This window comes from Micromonospora sp. NPDC047756 (assembly GCF_055587245.1).
In genome coordinates, this window is record NZ_JBVJGQ010000006.1 from 297,119 (window position 1) to 312,895 (window position 15,777).

Sequence of the window (15,777 nt, forward strand, 5' to 3'; positions counted from 1 at the left end):
CCTCCGGGCCGTTGCGGCGACCGCCACAACAGCTGTCCCCGAACCCGTGCCACGGCTGTTCGGCGACCCTGGCGGCGGCCCCGGTCAGGCGTCGGTGGTCAGGATGGCCAGCACCATCACCGCGGCGAGGGCCACGTCGAGCACCGCGCAGAACTCGGCGTAGCCGCGTGGCACCACCCGGCGGTTGCGGTGGTGCACGACGTCCCAGCCGGCGTGCGCCAACCACCCGAGCGCCACCAGCCAGGCGGCGGTCCGCCCACCGGCCAGCACCGCGACCAGCGTCAGGGCGACCCAGACGGCCAGGCCGGCGAGTTGGGTGGCGAGCACGCCCCGCCCGCCCAGCGTGCGGCGGGCCATGCCGATCAGCAGGTAGCCGCCGGGCAGCACCAGCATCGTCCACGGGCTGAGCACGCCCGGGTCGACCCACATGTCCGCGGTCAGCAGCAGCGCCAGCCCGGCCGGCCAGCGGTGGGCGAGCGCCACCACGACCGGGTGTCGGCGTACCGGCACGGAGGCTTCGTGTCGGTGCCGGAGGGCCACCAGCACCATCGCGGGGACCATCAGCAGGTGACCGCCGAGCATCAGCGCGTCGGCGTCGATCAGCGCGGCCCGAAACGGCACGAGCAGCAGCAGGAACGGGACGTACATCGCGGCGGCCATCTCAGCGACCGCGTGCCAGCGGTGCGCCCGGTAGCGCATCACCACCGTCATTCCCACTGTCATGTTCGTGGCCATCACCAGTGCGGCGACCTCCGGCCGGGCCAGCGCGCCACCCACGCCCAGCGCCGCGCCGGCCAGCTCCCACAACGGTCCGAGCAGCAGCATCCCGGCGACCATCGCCAGGGCCATCTCGCCCAGGTGCCACAGCAGCCGCCGCCTGCTGCTGGCCGGTGCCGCGGCGGTCGGCGCCGCCGCGGTCGGTGTCGGGGCCGAGGAGGCCGGCGCGTCGGTGGGCAGGGGCGCGGGCGACGGTACGGCGGTGCGGCCGTCCGCGTACATCCGGGTGTTTTCCATGCCTCGACCCTGCCGGTGCCCCCGGTGTGGCCGGCAGACCCGTTCGTCACGGAAAAACCGTGCGGACCGCACGGCCCAACCGTGACAGTTCGCATGGGTGGACCACGCGCGGGACGGTCCTAGGATCGGTGCGTGGCGAGCGAGGCGGTGACTCCGCGGGCGGACCGCCGGCTGCGCCGCGTCCGGCGGGCGACGCTGGTGTCGCTGGCCACCGGCGGGTGGGCGAGCGTCCTGCTACCGGCGGTCGGCCTGACCCGCGAGCCCGACCCGGGCCGGGTGACACTCGGCGCGGTCGGCATCCTCGCCTTCGTGATCGCCCAGACCGTCGTCCTGTACGCGGCCGTGACGCCGTGGCTCGACCCGCGTTGGCGGCATCGGGCCGAGCTGAGCCTGGTCGGGGTGGCGGTGCTGACCGTTCCGCTGGTGGGCCCGGTGGCGGCCGGCAGGTGGCCGACCTGGGCCTGGCTCGGTGCGGCGCTGATCGGCATGACGCCGCTGCTGGTGCGGTGGCGGGCCGCGCTGGCGGTCGCGGTCGGCGTCCTCGCGGTGTCGGTCGCGGTGGCCTGGTGGACCGGTGGTTCGGTGCCGCGCCACCTCGCCGTGACCGGCGCGATCGGCGCGGCGGGCGCCGCCGTCAACGGGTTCCAGGTCTGGTTCTGGGACCTGCTCGTGGAAGCCCGGCAGGGCCAGGCAGCCCAGGCCCGGCTGGCCGCCGTCGAGGAACGGCTGCGCTTCGCCCGCGACGTGCACGACGTCCTGGGGCACCGCCTCACGGTGATCGCGTTGAAGGCCGAACTCGCCGCCCGGCTCGCGCCGGTCGACCCGGAACGAGCCGGACGGGAGGCCGCCGAGGTGCAACGGTTGGCCGCCTCCGCGCTGAGCGAGGTACGCGAGACGGTGCACGGCTATCGGGCCGTCGATCTCGACGAACAGCTCGCCGCGGTGGTGGGGGTGTTGCGCTCCTGCGGGGTGCGGTGCACGGTTGCGCCGCTGCCGGCGGACCTGCCGCAGCCCGCCGCCGTCGAGCTGGCGGCGGTGTTGCGCGAGGCGAGCACCAACGTGTTGCGGCACAGCCGGGCCGACTGGTGCCGGATCCGCGTCGAGCGGGAGGATGACGTGGCCAGGATGACGGTGGCCAACGACGGCGTCGACGGCCGTGGCCCGGACGCGCACAGCCACGGCCTGCGCGGGCTGGCCGACCGGCTCGCCGCCGCCGGGGGCGAGTTGCGGGTACGCCGGGAGGACGCGATCTTCACCCTCGAAGCCACAGTGCCGGTGCCGTCGTGATCCGCGTCCTGCTGGCCGACGACGAGGACCTGATCCGGGTCGCCGTCGCCGCGCTGCTCGCCCTGGAACCGGACATCGAGGTGGTGGCGCACGCCGCCGACGGGAAGACCGCCGTCAGCGCGGCACTGGCGCACCGCCCGGACGTGGCAGTGGTGGACCTGGAGATGCCCGGCCTGGACGGCATCGCGGTAGCCGCCGAGCTGACCCGGGTCCGACCCGAGTGCGCGGTGGTCGTGCTGACCGGGCACGGTCGTCCCGGGCACCTGCGCCAGGCGTTGACCGCCGGCGCCCGTGGGTTCCTGCCCAAGGGCTCACCGGGTGCGGCGCTCGCCGATGTGGTCCGCCGGGTGCACACCGGAGGGCGCTACGTCGATCCGTCGCTGGCCGCCGATGCGTTGACCCTGCCCCCGTGCCCGCTGACCCCTCGGGAACTGGAGACGCTGCGGCTGGTGGAGGTCGGCGCGCCGGTCGCGGTGATCGCCCGTCGGGTGCACCTGTCCACCGGGACCGTGCGCAACCACCTCTCCGCCGCCGTGCAGAAGCTCGGCGTCGCCGACCGTGCCGAGGCCGTCCGCACCGCTCGGGACAACGGCTGGCTCTGACCGTCGACACCGGCGGCGCGCGGCGGGAAGGACCGCGAGCACTCTCCGGCGCTGATCTCGAAAGCCGCGGGGGTGGCGTGGACGTCCGGCTACCGTGGGCGCGTGCGTACGGTGGAACTGCTCTGCTCGCCCGGCCTGGAGGTCGCGGTCCGGGCGGTCTGGGGCCGCCTGGCCGCCGCCGGGCTGCCCAGCCTGGCCCGCAACATCCACCCCACCAACCGCCCGCACCTCACCCTCGCCGCCGTCGACGAGTTCCCGCCGGGGGTCGAGCACCGCCTGGCCGAGCTGTTCGACGCCGCGCTGCCGGTGCCGGTGACGCTCGACCGGGTCGTCGTCCTGGACGGCAGCGCGCCACTGGTCTGGCTCGTCCGACCCACTCCGGCGCTGACCGCGCTGCACGCCGCCGCCTGGGACGTTCTCGCCGATGCCGACGGACACCGCCCGTGGCACGCGCCCGACGCCTGGGTGCCGCACCTGAGCCTGGCCCTGCGGTTCCGCGACGCCGACCTGCGGTTGGCGCGTGCCGTCGCCGGTGGGCAGCGCCCGACCGGCGACTTCGACGCCGCCCGCAGTTACGACGGCACGGACCGCTCGGTGACCGCGCTGACCCGACTGCCTTCCTAGACTGGGGCGATGAGCGTTGGCACCGACGGTCGGGGGATGGCCGAGCTGGCGGCCCTGCTGGCCGACGGCACCCGCGCCGGGATGTGTCTGGCCCTGCTCGACGGGCGGGCATGGACCGCCGGTGAGCTGGCCCGGCGCGCCGGTGTCGCCCCGTCGACGGCCAGCGACCATCTCACCCGACTCGTCCGCGGTGGGCTGCTCGTCGAGGAACGGCAGGGCCGCCACCGTTACCTGCGGCTGGCCGGGCCGTCGGTCGCCCAGCTCATCGAGGACCTGGCCGGGCACGCCCCGGCCACGCCCACACCGACCGGGTCGCTGCGCGCGGCGACCGCGAGCGCTTCCCTGGCGTACGCCCGGACCTGCTACGACCACCTCGCCGGGCGGCTGGGCGTGCTGATGTACGACGCGATGCTCAGCGAGCGCCGACTCGACCGGGCCAGTGGCTTGGCGCTCACGCCCGACGGGTGGGCCTGGGCAGCCGGCTTGGGCGTACCCGTGGACGCGCTGCGCGCCGCCCGCCGCCCGGTGGTCCGCGACTGTCTGGACTGGACCGAACGCCGCCCGCACCTGGCCGGGGCGCTCGGCGCGGCGCTCTGCCGCCGCTTCACCGAGTTGGGCTGGATCAGCCAGGGCATCGGCCGCGCCGTCCGTCTCACTCCCACCGGCCGCCCCGGCCTGGCCGCCGCGCTCGCCATCCCCGAACACACCCTCGACCCGCCGGTGGTCCCGTCGCCCACGAGCGGTCGCGCCTGACCGGCGAGCAGCGGGTGACCATGGCGGGATCGTTCGGTCCGGGGCGAACGGTTCGCGCCCTAGGGTCGGGCGGTGACTGACAACTGGCCGCCCATCGCGCCCGCCCCGGGAACACCGTCGTGTGGACCGCCCTCGTTCGAACCGGAGCGCGGTTGGTGGGTGACCCGGCACGCCGACGTGCGGGCGGCGCTCACCGACCCGGCGTTCCAGGTGCCGGCCGTCGACACCGGTCCGCCCGGCACCCTCGCCTGGTTGCGTGCCACGGTCAGCCGGTTCAGTCCACCGCTGCGGCACGCCGACCGTCGGGCGGTCGCAGTGCGCGCGCTGGCCCCGCTCGACCCGGACGACCTGCGCTTGGAGGCGGTGCGGCTGACCGTGGCCGTTCTCCACCGCGCCGAGCACCGCGTCGACGTGATGCGGGAACTGGCCCGGCCGGTGCCGCTGCGGACGTTGGCCGGTCGCCTCGGTTTCGCTGATCCGGTAGCCGCCGGGACGGCGGTCGCGGTCGTCGCGGCGGCGTACCACCCGGGGGTGGACCCGGCCCTGACCGCGCGGGCCGACCGGGCGGTGACGGCGCTGCTGGCGCTCGCGCCGCAGGGTTCACCGGAGGTACGGGCGAACCTGATCGGTCTGCTGGTCCAGGCGTGTGATGCCACCGCCGGCCTGATCGGCGCCGCCGCCCATCACCTGCTGCCCCCGGATGGCGCGCCGACCACGGCACGGACCGCCGACCTGCTGGCCGAGGTGCTGCGCCTCGACCCACCGGTCCGGGCCACCCGACGGGTGACCGTCGACGAGGTACGCCTGGGCGGGCAGGATCTGCCGGCCGGAAGCCCGGTGCTGCTGCGCTTCGACGCGGCCAACCGTGACCCGCAGGTGTTCAGCGAACCCGCGACGTTCCGGCCCGGTCGGCCCGGTGCCGGGCTGCTGACCTTCGGGGCGGGGGAGCGGGGTTGTCCCGGCGACCGGCACGCGCTGGCGCTCGCCACCGGTGTGCTCGACGTGCTGCGGGAACGCTGCCGGCGCGGCCCGGACCCGTTGCGGCACGAACCGCACCCGACCCTGCGGGTGCCGACAACCCTGGAGGTGAGCGTCCGATGATCGAACGTCGGGCCGCGTTTCACGCCCTGCACCGCGCCGGCCGCCCCCTGCTGTTGCCCAACGCGTGGGACCACGCCTCGGCGGCGGCGCTCGCCGCGCGTGGACATCCGGCCATCGGCACCACCAGCCTCGGGGTCGCCGCGACCGCCGGCCTGCCCGACGGCGTCGCGGCCAGTGCGGCGCAGACCCTCGCCCTGGCCCGCGGGCTGGCTCGGCTGCCGGTGCTGCTCAGCGTGGACGTGGAGGCCGGATTCAGCGACGACCCGGCCGAGGTCGCCGAGTACGTCAGGGAGTTGGCCGGGGTCGGCGTGGTCGGGATCAACCTGGAGGACGGGCGCGCCGATGGCACCCTCGCCGACACTGAGGCCGCCGCTGCCAAGATCGTGGCGGTGAAGGCGGCGGTGCCGGAGCTGTTCGTCAACGCCCGCACCGACACCTGGTGGCTCGGGGTGCAGGACCCACTGCCGCAGACCCTCGCTCGCGCTCGTGCCTACCGGATGGCCGGTGCCGACGGGATCTTCGTGCCCGGGACCGCCGACCTGGCCACCCTGCGCGATCTCACCGAGCGGATCGACGCTCCGGTCAACGCGCTGTACCAGCCGGGCGGCCCAGGGCTGGCCGAGTTGGGCGGGGCCGGGGTGGCCCGGGTCAGCACCGGCTCGCTGCTGTTCCGGGCCGCGCTGGGCGCCGCGCTCGCCGCCGCCGACGCCGTCCGTGACGGCGGGTCCACCGCTGCGGGCGTCCTGCCGTCGTACGCCGAGGTGCAGACCCTGGTGTCGACGCGCGGCGACTGACAGCGGCGGCCTGAGCGCGCGACGGTGCGTGGCGTGCTGGGCTTGGCTCATGCTCTGCGTCCCGCCGGCGGGGCCGTGTTCGGGCCCGCGCGGGACAGCCCGGTGAGTGGTGGGTGATGGGTCGGTCGGCGCCTTTGGAGCTGAATCGTTTGTGACATCACGGGCCCGCTTGCTCCGGGCTTCAGGCTCCGGGCTTCGGGCTTCGGGCTCTGGGCTCTGGGCTCTGGGCTCTGGGCTCTGGGCTTCGGGCTCTGGGCTTCGGGCTCTGGGCTCTGGGCTTCGGGCTCGCGCTCAGGTGGTCTGCCCAGGCGGGCCGCCGCCAGGACGGGGCGCGGCGGTGGCGATTCGTTGACGGCATCAGCTCCAAAGGCCGCCACACCCACATGGCACCGCCCGGGGCCGGTGCGTCGTGCGCGCACCCTTCGAGGGGAGATAGGAGGAATGTTCGGTCCGTTCCGGTCCCGATGATTACGGTGTGTTTCAGGGCGAACCTACCCAGTGCCGTGACCGGAGAGAGGGACCCGTCATGCGAGTGCCCAGCCGAAGCCCGGGACAGCAGCCCGGTTCGCCTCCGTCGCCCACCGCTCCGGCCCGCCGTCGACCCTCCGGTGCGACCCCCCGCCGCGTCTCCGCCCCCGCTCCCGACCTGTCCGCCTACCGGGCCGCCGTCGCCGAGCTGCTGGTCGAGGTCGGCGCGCTGGCCGACGCGGCGAGCACCCGGGCCCGGCAGGTGCTCATCGACGAGCGGCTGCGGGAACCGGCGCTCGCCGCCGTCCTCGACGCCACCCCGCAGGGGCTGATCGGCGCGCGCGAGACGTTGCTGCTGGAGATGGCCCGCTACCAGCCGAACGACCGCACCTCGGCGACCGACCTCAGCGCGCTGGTCCGGATCTACCTGCTCTCCCGTATCGACGTGCTGTGGTGGCAGGACGCGCCGACGTTCGTCACCGACGACCAGGTCAACGGCAGCCCCGAGCTGGTCGACCTGGAGTGGCTGCGCCGCCGCGACCTGCTGCGCTTCCGGTACCAGGAGCAGCCCGCCACGATACTGGGCCGGGCCGCCCGCGGGCTGCGTCGCCGGCTGCGACCCGACGCCACCCCGCGCACCGCGGGGCTGCTGTTCCGCCGCGCCCGGCGTGAGGTGGTGGCGCTGCTCAACGACATCGGACGGGAGTTCACCGCCGTCGCGCCGCCGGCCACCCCGCCGCTCTGGGTGACCAGCCTGGTCCGCAGCGCCGAGCACCAGTACCGGCTGCGCCGTCTGGGCTACGCCGCGATGCTGCCCAGCGGGCACTGCCTCGGCTACTCGGCCGACGTCGAGTTGGCCTGGTTCGAGCGTTTCGGCGCGCGCGAGGCGCTGGCGGAACTGCTGCTGAGCCGGCAGGAGGCCGGTGAGCTGAACGTGATCGACGAGGGGCAGGCCTGGCACCTGTGTCTCGCGCCCACCGCCCGGCGTCGCCTCCGCCGGTCGTACGAGGCTGAGATGGGGGTCTGAGCCGGTGTGCGGCATCGCGTTGAGCATCGGCCCCGAGGCCGACCCGGCGACCTTCCGGCGGATGCTCGCCGCCCTGGCCCCGCGTGGTGAGGTCACCGAGACCCGGTCTGAGAATGGGCTGCTCGCCGGCACCCGGCGGCTGCGCATCGTGGACCGGGACCGGGCGGTGCAGCCCTGGACGTCGACCGACGAGCGGTGGCTGCTCTGCTTCAACGGGGAGATCTTCAACCACCGGGAGTTGCGGGCGCAGCTGACCCGCCTGGGGCAGGCCTTCCGCACCGAGAGCGACACCGAGGTGCTGCTGGCCGCGTTCCAGCAGTGGGGTGAGGCGGCGGTGACCCGGCTGCGCGGCGAGTACGCCTTCGCGGTCGTCGAACGGGCCACCGGCCGGGCGTACCTGGCTCGCGACCCGCTCGGGGTCAAGCCGCTGTACTGGTCCCGTCGACCCGGCTGCCTGTACCTCGCCTCCGAGGTCAAGGCGCTCGTCGGGCACGGCGCCCCGATCGTCGAGGTGCCGCCCGGGCACCACGGCTGGGCGGAGGCGGACGGGCAGGTACGACTGAGCCCGTACGTCGACCTGCTCACCATCGCCGACGGCCTGCCGGTCATCGACGACCCGGACGAGGCCGCGCTGCTGGTCCGCGCCGCGCTCAGCGACTCGATCCGGATGCGGGTGGAGACCGACCTGACCGTCGGGGTGGTGCTCTCCGGTGGCCTGGACAGCTCGTTGACCCTGCGGCAGGTCCGCGACATCCACCCGGACTGCGTCGCGGTGACCGTCGGAGTCGCGGACAGCCCCGACGTGGCGTACGCCCGGCGGCTCGCCGCCGACCTCGACGTGCCGCACGTGGTGGTCGAGCTGCGCCTGCGCGACATCCGACTCGCCGACGTCCGCGAGGCCATCCGGATCTCCGAGCTGACCGAGTACGGCGACATCATCAACGCGGTCGTCTCGGTGCCGATCTTCCGGCGGCTCCGCGATCTGGGCATCAAGGTGGTGCTGACCGGCGACGGCTCCGACGAGCTGTTCGGCGGGTACCCGATGTACCACAGGGTCGCCCCGGCGGCGGCCCGCCGACTGTTCCTGCACCGCATCCGCAACCTGTGCCGCACCGAGTTGCAGCGCGTCGACCGGGCCGCGATGGCGTACGGCGTGGAGGCCCGGGTGCCGTTTCTCGACCTCAGCGTGGTGGAGCTGGCGATGCGGTTGCCGGTGGATCTGAAGCTGCGCGACGGGCAGGAGAAGTGGATCGTCCGGCGGGCGTTCGCCGACGTGCTGCCGGACTACATCCTCCGCCGTCGGAAGAACCCGATGTCGTACTCGTCGGGGTTGCACGAGCGGGTCCGGCTGTACAAGCCGCTCTTCGCCCGGCTGCACCGCTCCTTCGGCTACGACCTGCAGGAGCCGGTCCGTCGGGACTTCGACACCGTGCTGAGCCGCTGCGGCAACGACCTGGACCGGGCCATCGCCGACGGGTTGACCCGCACCGACTACACGGTGCTGGAGCACGCCCGCGACCTGGTCGGCGCGGCCAGGTGGAACGCCGCTCCGATGGTCCGCCGGCTGGTCGGCCCGCGCCCCGCCCGCCACTGACGGCTGCCCCGCAGCTTGACTCTGACACGGTGTCAGGGACGAGTGTGAGGGGGCCATGTTCACCATCGGAGACTTCGCCAGACTCGGCCGGGTGTCGGTGCGGATGCTGCGCCACTACGACAGCATCGGTCTGCTGCCCCCGGCCAGCGTCGACCCGCACACCGGCTACCGGTTCTACCGCGCCGACCAGCTGCGCCGGCTCAACCGGGTGATCGCCCTCAAGGAGTTGGGCCTGACCCTCGAACAGGTGCGCTCGATCGTCGACGACGCCGTCGACGTGGCCGAGCTGCGCGGCATGTTGCGGCTGCGCCGAAGCCAGCTGGCGGAGCAGTTGGCCGCCGACACGGCCCGGCTCACGGCCGTCGAGGCGAGGCTCCGCATGATCGAGTCGGAGGGTCGGATGACCACCCAGGACGTCGTCCTCAAGGAGATCGCGCCGGTCCGCGTGGCGGAGCTGACCGCCGTCGCGCCCAGTTACCAGGGTGCGGACATCGGCCCGGTGATCCAGCCGCTCTACCCGGAGTTGTTCCGTCGGCTGGCCGCCGCCGGGGTCAACCCGACGGGGCCGAGCATCGCCTGGTACGAGCCCGTCGACCCGGGCGGTGACGCTGTCGTCGTCCACGCCGGTGTGCTCGTCGACGCCGAGCCGTCCGCGGCGCCCGACGTCACGGTGCGCGACCTGCCGCAGCTAGGTACCGCCGCGACGATCATCCATCACGGGGCGATGGACGACGTCGAGCCGAGCATGCAGGCGCTCGCCCGGTGGATCGAGGAGAACGGCTACCGCACCGACGGTTTCGCCCGGGAGGTCTACCTCGACTACAGCCCGGACACCCCGGAGAAGGGCGTCACCGAGCTTCAGGTCGCGGTGTACCGCGACTGAGCGCTCAGCTCACCAGCAGCAGCGCGCCGACCGCGGCCAGCGTCGCGGTGACCGCCAGCAGGGTGCTGGTCAGCACGAAGCGGGTCACCGGCACCGCGACCCGGGCCGCCCGGCAGCGCTCGAACCACAGCAGGGTGGCCAGGGACGCCCAGGGGGCGGCCAGCGGGCCCACGTTGGTGCCGATCAGCAGGGCCAGCAGGCGGGTGTGGTCAGCGGCCGGCAGCACCGACTCGCCGGCCAGGTAGGCGGGCAGGTTGTTCACCGCGTTGGCCAGCAGCGCGCCGGTGCCACCGGCACGCAGGGCCCCCAGGGCGCCCCCGTCGGCACCGATGAGGGTGCCGACCAGGTCGTCCAGCCCGTGCCGGCCGAGGGTCTGCACCACCAGGAACAGGCCGGTGACGAAGAACAGCAGGCGCACCGGGACCAGTCCCGGGCGCAGCGTGGCGGGGGAGCGGACCAGGAACCCGACCAGCACCAGCGCGAGCCCGACGGTGGAGGCGATCTCGATCTCCACGCCGGCGAGGATGCCGGCGACGAAGATCAGGCAACCGGCGAGCGCCGTACGGTGCAGCACCGGGTCGGCCGGTACGTGCCGGGTCGGCGGGACGAAGCGCCCGCCGGCGGGCCGCTCCCGCCGCCACCACCCGAACCAGAGCAGGGCCATGGTGACGGTCACGGCGGCGAGCTGTGGCAACGCCATGCGAGCCGCGTACGTCAGCGGTGCCAGCCCGACCCGGTCGGCGGCCAGCAGGTTGGTCAGGTTCGACACCGGCAGCAGCAGGCTCGCGGTGTTCGCCAGCCAGACCGTGGTGACGGCGAGCGGGGCGGCGGGGATCCGTAGGTTCCGGGCCAGCGCGAGCAGCACCGGGGTGAGCAGCACGGCTGTGGTGTCGAGGTTGAGGACGAGGGTGGTCAGCGTGGCGAGACCGCCGCAGAGCAGGAACAGCGCGGCCCACCTGCCCCGGGAGGCGATGGCCAGTCGGCTGGCCAGCACGTCGAAGACACCGGCGACCGCGGTCAGCTCGGCGAGCACGATCACGGTGCCGAGGAACAGCAGCAGCGGCAGGATCCGGTGCAGGGTGGCGGTGGTCTCGGCGCGGGGGAGCAGCCCGCTCAGCGCGCAGCCCGCCCCGACCACGGCGAGCACGGCCGCCACCAGGTCCAGCGGGTGGGGCCGCCAGCGCGTTGTCGGTTCGGGCGGGGCTGCGAGGGTCACAAGTGTTCACGTTGACACAGGGTCTGAGCAGGCGCCCGGCAACCCCACGCCCTGGTGACCAGCCCCACCGTGGCGGACTGCCGCCGGAGGTGGGCCGGGCCCGGCCCCCGACGATCGGGGACCGGGCCGGTGTGACGCGTGGTGCCTACCAGCCCAGGTAGCTGGGCTGGGTCTGCACGTTGAGCTCCTTGTAACGGGTCAGCTTGGCCGACCAGGTACGCCAGTCGTTCAGCTCCAGGACGTCCAGGCCCTTGACCATGTCGTTCGAGTAGATGTGGCCGTTGTAGTAGTACGCGGACCAGGTGCCGCCGCCGACGAAGGTGTCGGCCGACAGCGGACCGCGCTCCCAGAAGGCGATCTCCTTCGGGTTGGCCGAGTCGGTGAAGTCGAACACCGAGATGCCGCCCTGGTACCACGCCTGGACCATGATGTCCTTGCCGAGCACCGGGATGAGCGAGCCGTTGTGCGCCACGCAGTTCTCGGTGTCGGCGTTCGCCCGGGGGATCTTGTAGTAGCTGCGGAAGGTCATCGTCCGGGCGTTGCCGCGGCCGGCGATGTCGTAGATGGCGTCCGCGCCGCGGTTCGGGCCGACGGCCTCGTTGCAGGTCGCCGCCCCGCCACCACCCAGCTCGTCGGTGAAGATCACCTTGGTGCCGGCGTTGTTGAAGGTGGCCGAGTGCCAGAACGCGAAGTTGGTCTCGTCCCGGACCCGGTTGATGACCCGGGGGGCCTCACGGTTCTTGATGTCGAGCAGGATGCCGTCACCCATGCAGGCGCCGGCGGCCAGGTCCTTTGACGGGTAGGCGGTGATGTCGTGGCAACCGGTGGTCGCGGAGCCGGTCGGGCTGCCGGGGAAGCCGCCGTCCGGGAAGAGGTTCGGCGTCGCGACCACTGCCGCGTCGGTCGGCTTCTTCAGCGGCACCTTGACGATGGAGATGGAGTCGTGCGGCGGCTGGCAGTCCGGGAATTCGGCCCGCGGGCTGTACGACGAGACGTACAGGTAGACAGCCTTGCGGTCCTTGCCCGGCACCAGGGTGTGGGTGTGGGAGCCACAGGCCGTCTCGACGGACTTGATGTAGCGCGGGTTGGCCTTGTCCTTGATGTCGAAGACCTTGATGCCCTCCCACGAGCCCTTCACGTCCGCTCCCTGCGTGGTGCTGTTGCAGGAGTCGTCGCTGCGCGACGAGTCGGTGGAGAGGAAGAGCAGGTCGCCGTGGACGGAGATGTCGTTCTGCGACCCCGGGCAGAGCACCCGGGCCTTGACCGTCGGCGCGCTGGGCCGCGAGATGTCGTAGATGACGAAGCCGTTGTAGTTGCCGGCGAACGCGTACTTGCCCTGGAAGGCGATGTCGCTGTTCGTCGCGTCCAGTGGGGCGACCTTGGGCACGTTGGCGATCTGGCGCAGGTTGGGGCTGCTGACGATCTCGTCGACGCCGGGGATCGTGTTGGTGAGGGCCGGGGCCGCCTGCGGCACCGTCTGGGCACTGCTGCTCGCCGGGGCGACGAGGGCGCTGGCGACGAGGAGGCCGGTCGTGGCGAGCGCCACGACACGCAGTTGTCGTAACCGTGGCTTGTGGAATCTGATCATCGGCGGGGCCCTTCGCAAGGGGGAGACGATGGTTGACACGTTACCGTCCGACGAAGAACGTCGATGTGAGCTGGATCACATGAAAGCGGGTTCTTCAATGGATAGCATCGCGGTGACCTCGACTGCAGGGAGTGGCCCATGACCAACCGGCGCGCACGCATCCTGGCCGTCGTCACATTGGCTCTCGTGTTGCCGCTGGTGGTGTTCATGGTGATCCGCCTCGACGGCGACACCGGTACGAGCGCGCCGCAGCCGGTCTCCGCCCCCGCCACCTCCGCCGCGTCGCCGTCGGCCAGCCCCGTCCCCACCGACCTGACCGTCATCGCGCCCGGCCGGCCGGGCGAGACGGCGGCCACCCGCCCGGCGCACGAGGTCCGCGATGTCGGTCCCGCCCCGCACAACTCGCTGGACGTCTGGTTCGTCCGGATGATGATCCCGCACCACGCGCAGGCCCTGGCGATGGCGGAGCTCGCCCCCGACCGGGCCGCCGACCCCGACGTCCGGGCCATCGCCGAGCGCATCCGGGCCAGCCAGGGGCCGGAGATGGGCATGATGCGCGGCTGGCTGCAGACCCGTGGCCTCCCGGCGGAGGTGCAGGGGCACGACCACGGCACCATGCGCGGCATGCAGTCGCCAGAGGCGATGCGGCAGCTCGCCGCAGCCCGTGGCGCGGACTTCGACAAGCTCTTCGTCCGGATGATGACCGAGCACCACCAGGGTGCCATCGAGATGGCCACCAACCTGCTCACTGTCGGCTCCGACCTGACGCTCAACGAGTTCGCCAACTCCGTCGCCACCGAGCAGACCGTCGAGATCGACCGGATGCGGGAGGTCCTCGGCGGCTGAGCCCGGCGCGGGCACGAGGGCCGAGCGCCTCGGCACGTACGCTGGGTGCCCGTGACACGCACCCTGTTCGGTCGCCCGCTGCGCGGCGTCGCCTTCGACGTGGCCGTCGCCGCGCTGGTGGTCCTCGTCTCCCTGGCCGCGGCGGTGAGCCAGCCGGGCGGGTGGGCGGCCACGGCGGTCGGCCTGGGGATGGCGGTGGCGTTGCTGTTCCGCCGCACCCACCCGAGCGCGGTGACGGTGGCGGTCGCGGCGCTCGCGCTGATCCAGGTCATCGCCCGCTGGGGTCCCCTCGTCTACGACGTAGCCGTCCTGATCGCGCTCTACAGCGTGGTCAAGTACGGCCGGCGGCTGCGCGACGGCGTGTTGGCCGGCGCTGTCGCGGCCGTCGGCGTGCTGCTGGCCGCCGCGCAGACCCCCAACGTCATCCAGTGGTGGGTGACCGCGCTGTGGTACGCGCTGGTCACCGGCGCGGTGTGGTTGGTCGCCCTGAACGTGCGGACCCGCCGGCTCTACGTGCTCAGCCTGGAGGAGCGGGCCAGCACCCTGGAACGCGAGCGGGAGGCCGAGTCCCGGGCGGCGGTCGCCGAGGAACGCACCCGGATCGCCCGGGAGCTGCACGACGTGGTCGCCCACAGCATGGCCGTGATGATCGTCCAGGCGGACGGGGCCCGATTCATGCTCGACCGTGACCCCGCCCAGGCCCGCACCGCCGTGAAGGTGGTCGCGGACACCGGTCGGCAGGCCCTCGAAGAGATGCGCCGCCTGGTCGGCGTTCTGCGCGACGCCGGCCCGGCCGGCCCGGACGGGGCCGACGGGCTCGCCGTGGCGGCCGACCCCGAGCACCGACGCCTCGCGCTGGCCGAGCTGCCCGACCTGCTGGCCCGGTTCGACGACGCCGGTCTGCACGTCCGCAGCACAGTCGCCGGTGCGCCACTGGCCCTGCCGCCGGGCCTGGAGCTGACCGTCTACCGGGTGGTGCAGGAGGCGTTGACCAACGCGCTCAAGCACGCCGGTGTCGGCGCCGGGGTCGAGGTCGTCCTGTCGTACACCGCGGAGGCCGTCGTGGTCCGGGTGGTCGACGACGGTCGCGGCCGACCGCTGGTCAGTCCGGCGCCGTCCGGCGGTCACGGCCTGCTCGGCATGCGGGAGCGGGTGACCGTGTACGACGGCAGCCTCACCGCCGGTCCCCGGCCGACCGGGGGCTGGCAGGTCGAGGTTCGGCTGCCGCTACCGTCAGAGCCGGCAACGGAGGTGATCGCGGCATGACGGTCCGGGTGGTGATCGTGGACGACCAGGCGCTGGTCCGCGCCGGGTTCCGGATGGTGCTGGAGTCCCAGCCCGACCTGGAGGTCGTCGGGGAGGCGATCGACGGCGCGGACGCCCTGCGGGTGCTCGCCCGCACCGAGGCCGACGTCGTCGTGATGGACATCCGGATGCCCACCATGGACGGGGTGGAGGCGACCCGTCGACTCTGCGCCGAGCGGCCCGCTGACGGCCCGCGGGTGCTGGTGCTGACCACCTTCGACACCGAGGCGGACGCGTTCGCGGCGTTGCAGGCCGGGGCGAGTGGCTTCCTGCTCAAGAACGTCCCGCCGGAGGAGCTGCTGGCCGCGATCCGGGTGGTGGCCCAGGGCGACTCGGTGGTGGCCCCGTCGATCACCCGGCGCCTGCTGGACCGGTTCGCCGGGCAGCTCGGCGCCGCCCCCAGCGCCGACCCTCGACTCGCGCAGCTCACCGACCGGGAACGGGAGGTGCTGCTGCTGGTCGCCCAGGGGCTGTCCAACGCGGAGATCGCCGCCCGGGTGCACGTGGCCGAGGCGACGGTGAAGACCCACGTCGGGCGGATCCTGGGCAAGCTCCAGCTGCGCGACCGGGTCCAGGCGGTGGTCCTGGCGTACGAGAGCGGGCTGGTCACGCCCGGCGGATGACACCGCGTACGACCTGGGGCGTACCGGTCGGCGGGCGGACCGCGACCCGGGG

15 protein-coding genes are annotated in these 15,777 nt (G+C 73.5%); 12 read left to right on the forward strand and 3 right to left on the reverse strand.

Features of this window, described 5'->3' with window-relative positions; all coding sequences use genetic code 11:
* Window positions 1-84 precede the first annotated feature (84 nt).
* Complete coding sequence (locus tag ACZ6NZ_RS21390) at window positions 85-1,014, reverse strand: hypothetical protein (RefSeq protein WP_465859802.1); 930 nt, start codon at window positions 1,012-1,014, stop codon at window positions 85-87.
* Between the two features lie 132 nt (window positions 1,015-1,146).
* Between ACZ6NZ_RS21390 and ACZ6NZ_RS21395 the strand changes: the two genes are divergently transcribed.
* The 9 genes from ACZ6NZ_RS21395 (at window position 1,147) to ACZ6NZ_RS21435 (ending at window position 10,147) form a co-directional block, all read left to right on the forward strand.
* A complete protein-coding gene (locus ACZ6NZ_RS21395; protein ID WP_465859803.1) occupies window positions 1,147-2,301 on the forward strand; it encodes a sensor histidine kinase in 1,155 nt (384 codons plus the stop codon).
* Window positions 2,298-2,903 carry a response regulator transcription factor gene (locus ACZ6NZ_RS21400; protein ID WP_366612545.1) on the forward strand — a complete coding sequence of 202 codons (606 nt, stop codon included), beginning with the start codon at window positions 2,298-2,300 and terminating at the stop codon, window positions 2,901-2,903. Before ACZ6NZ_RS21395 ends, ACZ6NZ_RS21400 begins: the two co-directional genes overlap by 4 nt.
* 102 nt (window positions 2,904-3,005) lie before the next feature.
* Window positions 3,006-3,527: a 2'-5' RNA ligase family protein gene (locus ACZ6NZ_RS21405; RefSeq protein WP_465859805.1), complete on the forward strand. Its 522-nt coding sequence runs from the start codon at window positions 3,006-3,008 to the stop codon at window positions 3,525-3,527.
* 9 nt (window positions 3,528-3,536) lie between these two features.
* Window positions 3,537-4,280 (forward strand): ArsR/SmtB family transcription factor, encoded by a 744-nt coding sequence (locus tag ACZ6NZ_RS21410; protein ID WP_465859807.1) that lies wholly within the window; start codon window positions 3,537-3,539, stop codon window positions 4,278-4,280.
* 72 nt (window positions 4,281-4,352) lie between these two features.
* The gene (locus tag ACZ6NZ_RS21415) at window positions 4,353-5,381 is read left to right on the forward strand and encodes a cytochrome P450 (protein WP_465859809.1); all 1,029 of its coding nucleotides are present in this window, start codon (window positions 4,353-4,355) and stop codon (window positions 5,379-5,381) included.
* A complete protein-coding gene (locus ACZ6NZ_RS21420) occupies window positions 5,378-6,175 on the forward strand; it encodes an isocitrate lyase/PEP mutase family protein (protein ID WP_465859810.1) in 798 nt (265 codons plus the stop codon). Before ACZ6NZ_RS21415 ends, ACZ6NZ_RS21420 begins: the two co-directional genes overlap by 4 nt.
* A 526-nt stretch (window positions 6,176-6,701) precedes the next feature.
* A complete protein-coding gene (locus tag ACZ6NZ_RS21425) occupies window positions 6,702-7,670 on the forward strand; it encodes a DUF5715 family protein (protein ID WP_465859812.1) in 969 nt (322 codons plus the stop codon).
* 4 nt (window positions 7,671-7,674) lie between these two features.
* Window positions 7,675-9,264, forward strand: coding sequence for an asparagine synthetase B family protein (locus ACZ6NZ_RS21430; RefSeq protein WP_465859814.1), 1,590 nt, complete (start codon window positions 7,675-7,677; stop codon window positions 9,262-9,264).
* Window positions 9,265-9,319: 55 nt separating this feature from the next.
* A complete protein-coding gene (locus ACZ6NZ_RS21435) occupies window positions 9,320-10,147 on the forward strand; it encodes a MerR family transcriptional regulator (RefSeq protein WP_465859816.1) in 828 nt (275 codons plus the stop codon).
* Between the two features lie 4 nt (window positions 10,148-10,151).
* Here the strand turns inward: ACZ6NZ_RS21435 and ACZ6NZ_RS21440 are convergent, their stop codons facing one another.
* Both ACZ6NZ_RS21440 and ACZ6NZ_RS21445 read right to left on the reverse strand, forming a co-directional pair.
* The gene (locus ACZ6NZ_RS21440; protein WP_465859817.1) at window positions 10,152-11,363 is read right to left on the reverse strand and encodes an ArsB/NhaD family transporter; all 1,212 of its coding nucleotides are present in this window, start codon (window positions 11,361-11,363) and stop codon (window positions 10,152-10,154) included.
* 145 nt (window positions 11,364-11,508) lie between these two features.
* The gene (locus tag ACZ6NZ_RS21445; RefSeq protein ID WP_465859819.1) at window positions 11,509-12,951 is read right to left on the reverse strand and encodes an LVIVD repeat-containing protein; all 1,443 of its coding nucleotides are present in this window, start codon (window positions 12,949-12,951) and stop codon (window positions 11,509-11,511) included.
* A 138-nt stretch (window positions 12,952-13,089) separates the two neighbouring features.
* Here ACZ6NZ_RS21445 and ACZ6NZ_RS21450 point away from each other — a divergent pair, with 138 nt between their 5' ends.
* From ACZ6NZ_RS21450 to ACZ6NZ_RS21460, 3 genes are read left to right on the forward strand one after another with little or no spacing between them, the layout of a single operon-like run.
* Window positions 13,090-13,797, forward strand: coding sequence for a DUF305 domain-containing protein (locus ACZ6NZ_RS21450; protein WP_465859821.1), 708 nt, complete (start codon window positions 13,090-13,092; stop codon window positions 13,795-13,797).
* A 45-nt stretch (window positions 13,798-13,842) separates the two neighbouring features.
* The gene (locus ACZ6NZ_RS21455) at window positions 13,843-15,063 is read left to right on the forward strand and encodes a sensor histidine kinase (RefSeq protein WP_465859822.1); all 1,221 of its coding nucleotides are present in this window, start codon (window positions 13,843-13,845) and stop codon (window positions 15,061-15,063) included.
* Complete coding sequence (locus ACZ6NZ_RS21460) at window positions 15,060-15,725, forward strand: response regulator (protein ID WP_465859824.1); 666 nt, start codon at window positions 15,060-15,062, stop codon at window positions 15,723-15,725. Before ACZ6NZ_RS21455 ends, ACZ6NZ_RS21460 begins: the two co-directional genes overlap by 4 nt.
* Window positions 15,726-15,777: the final 52 nt, after the last annotated feature.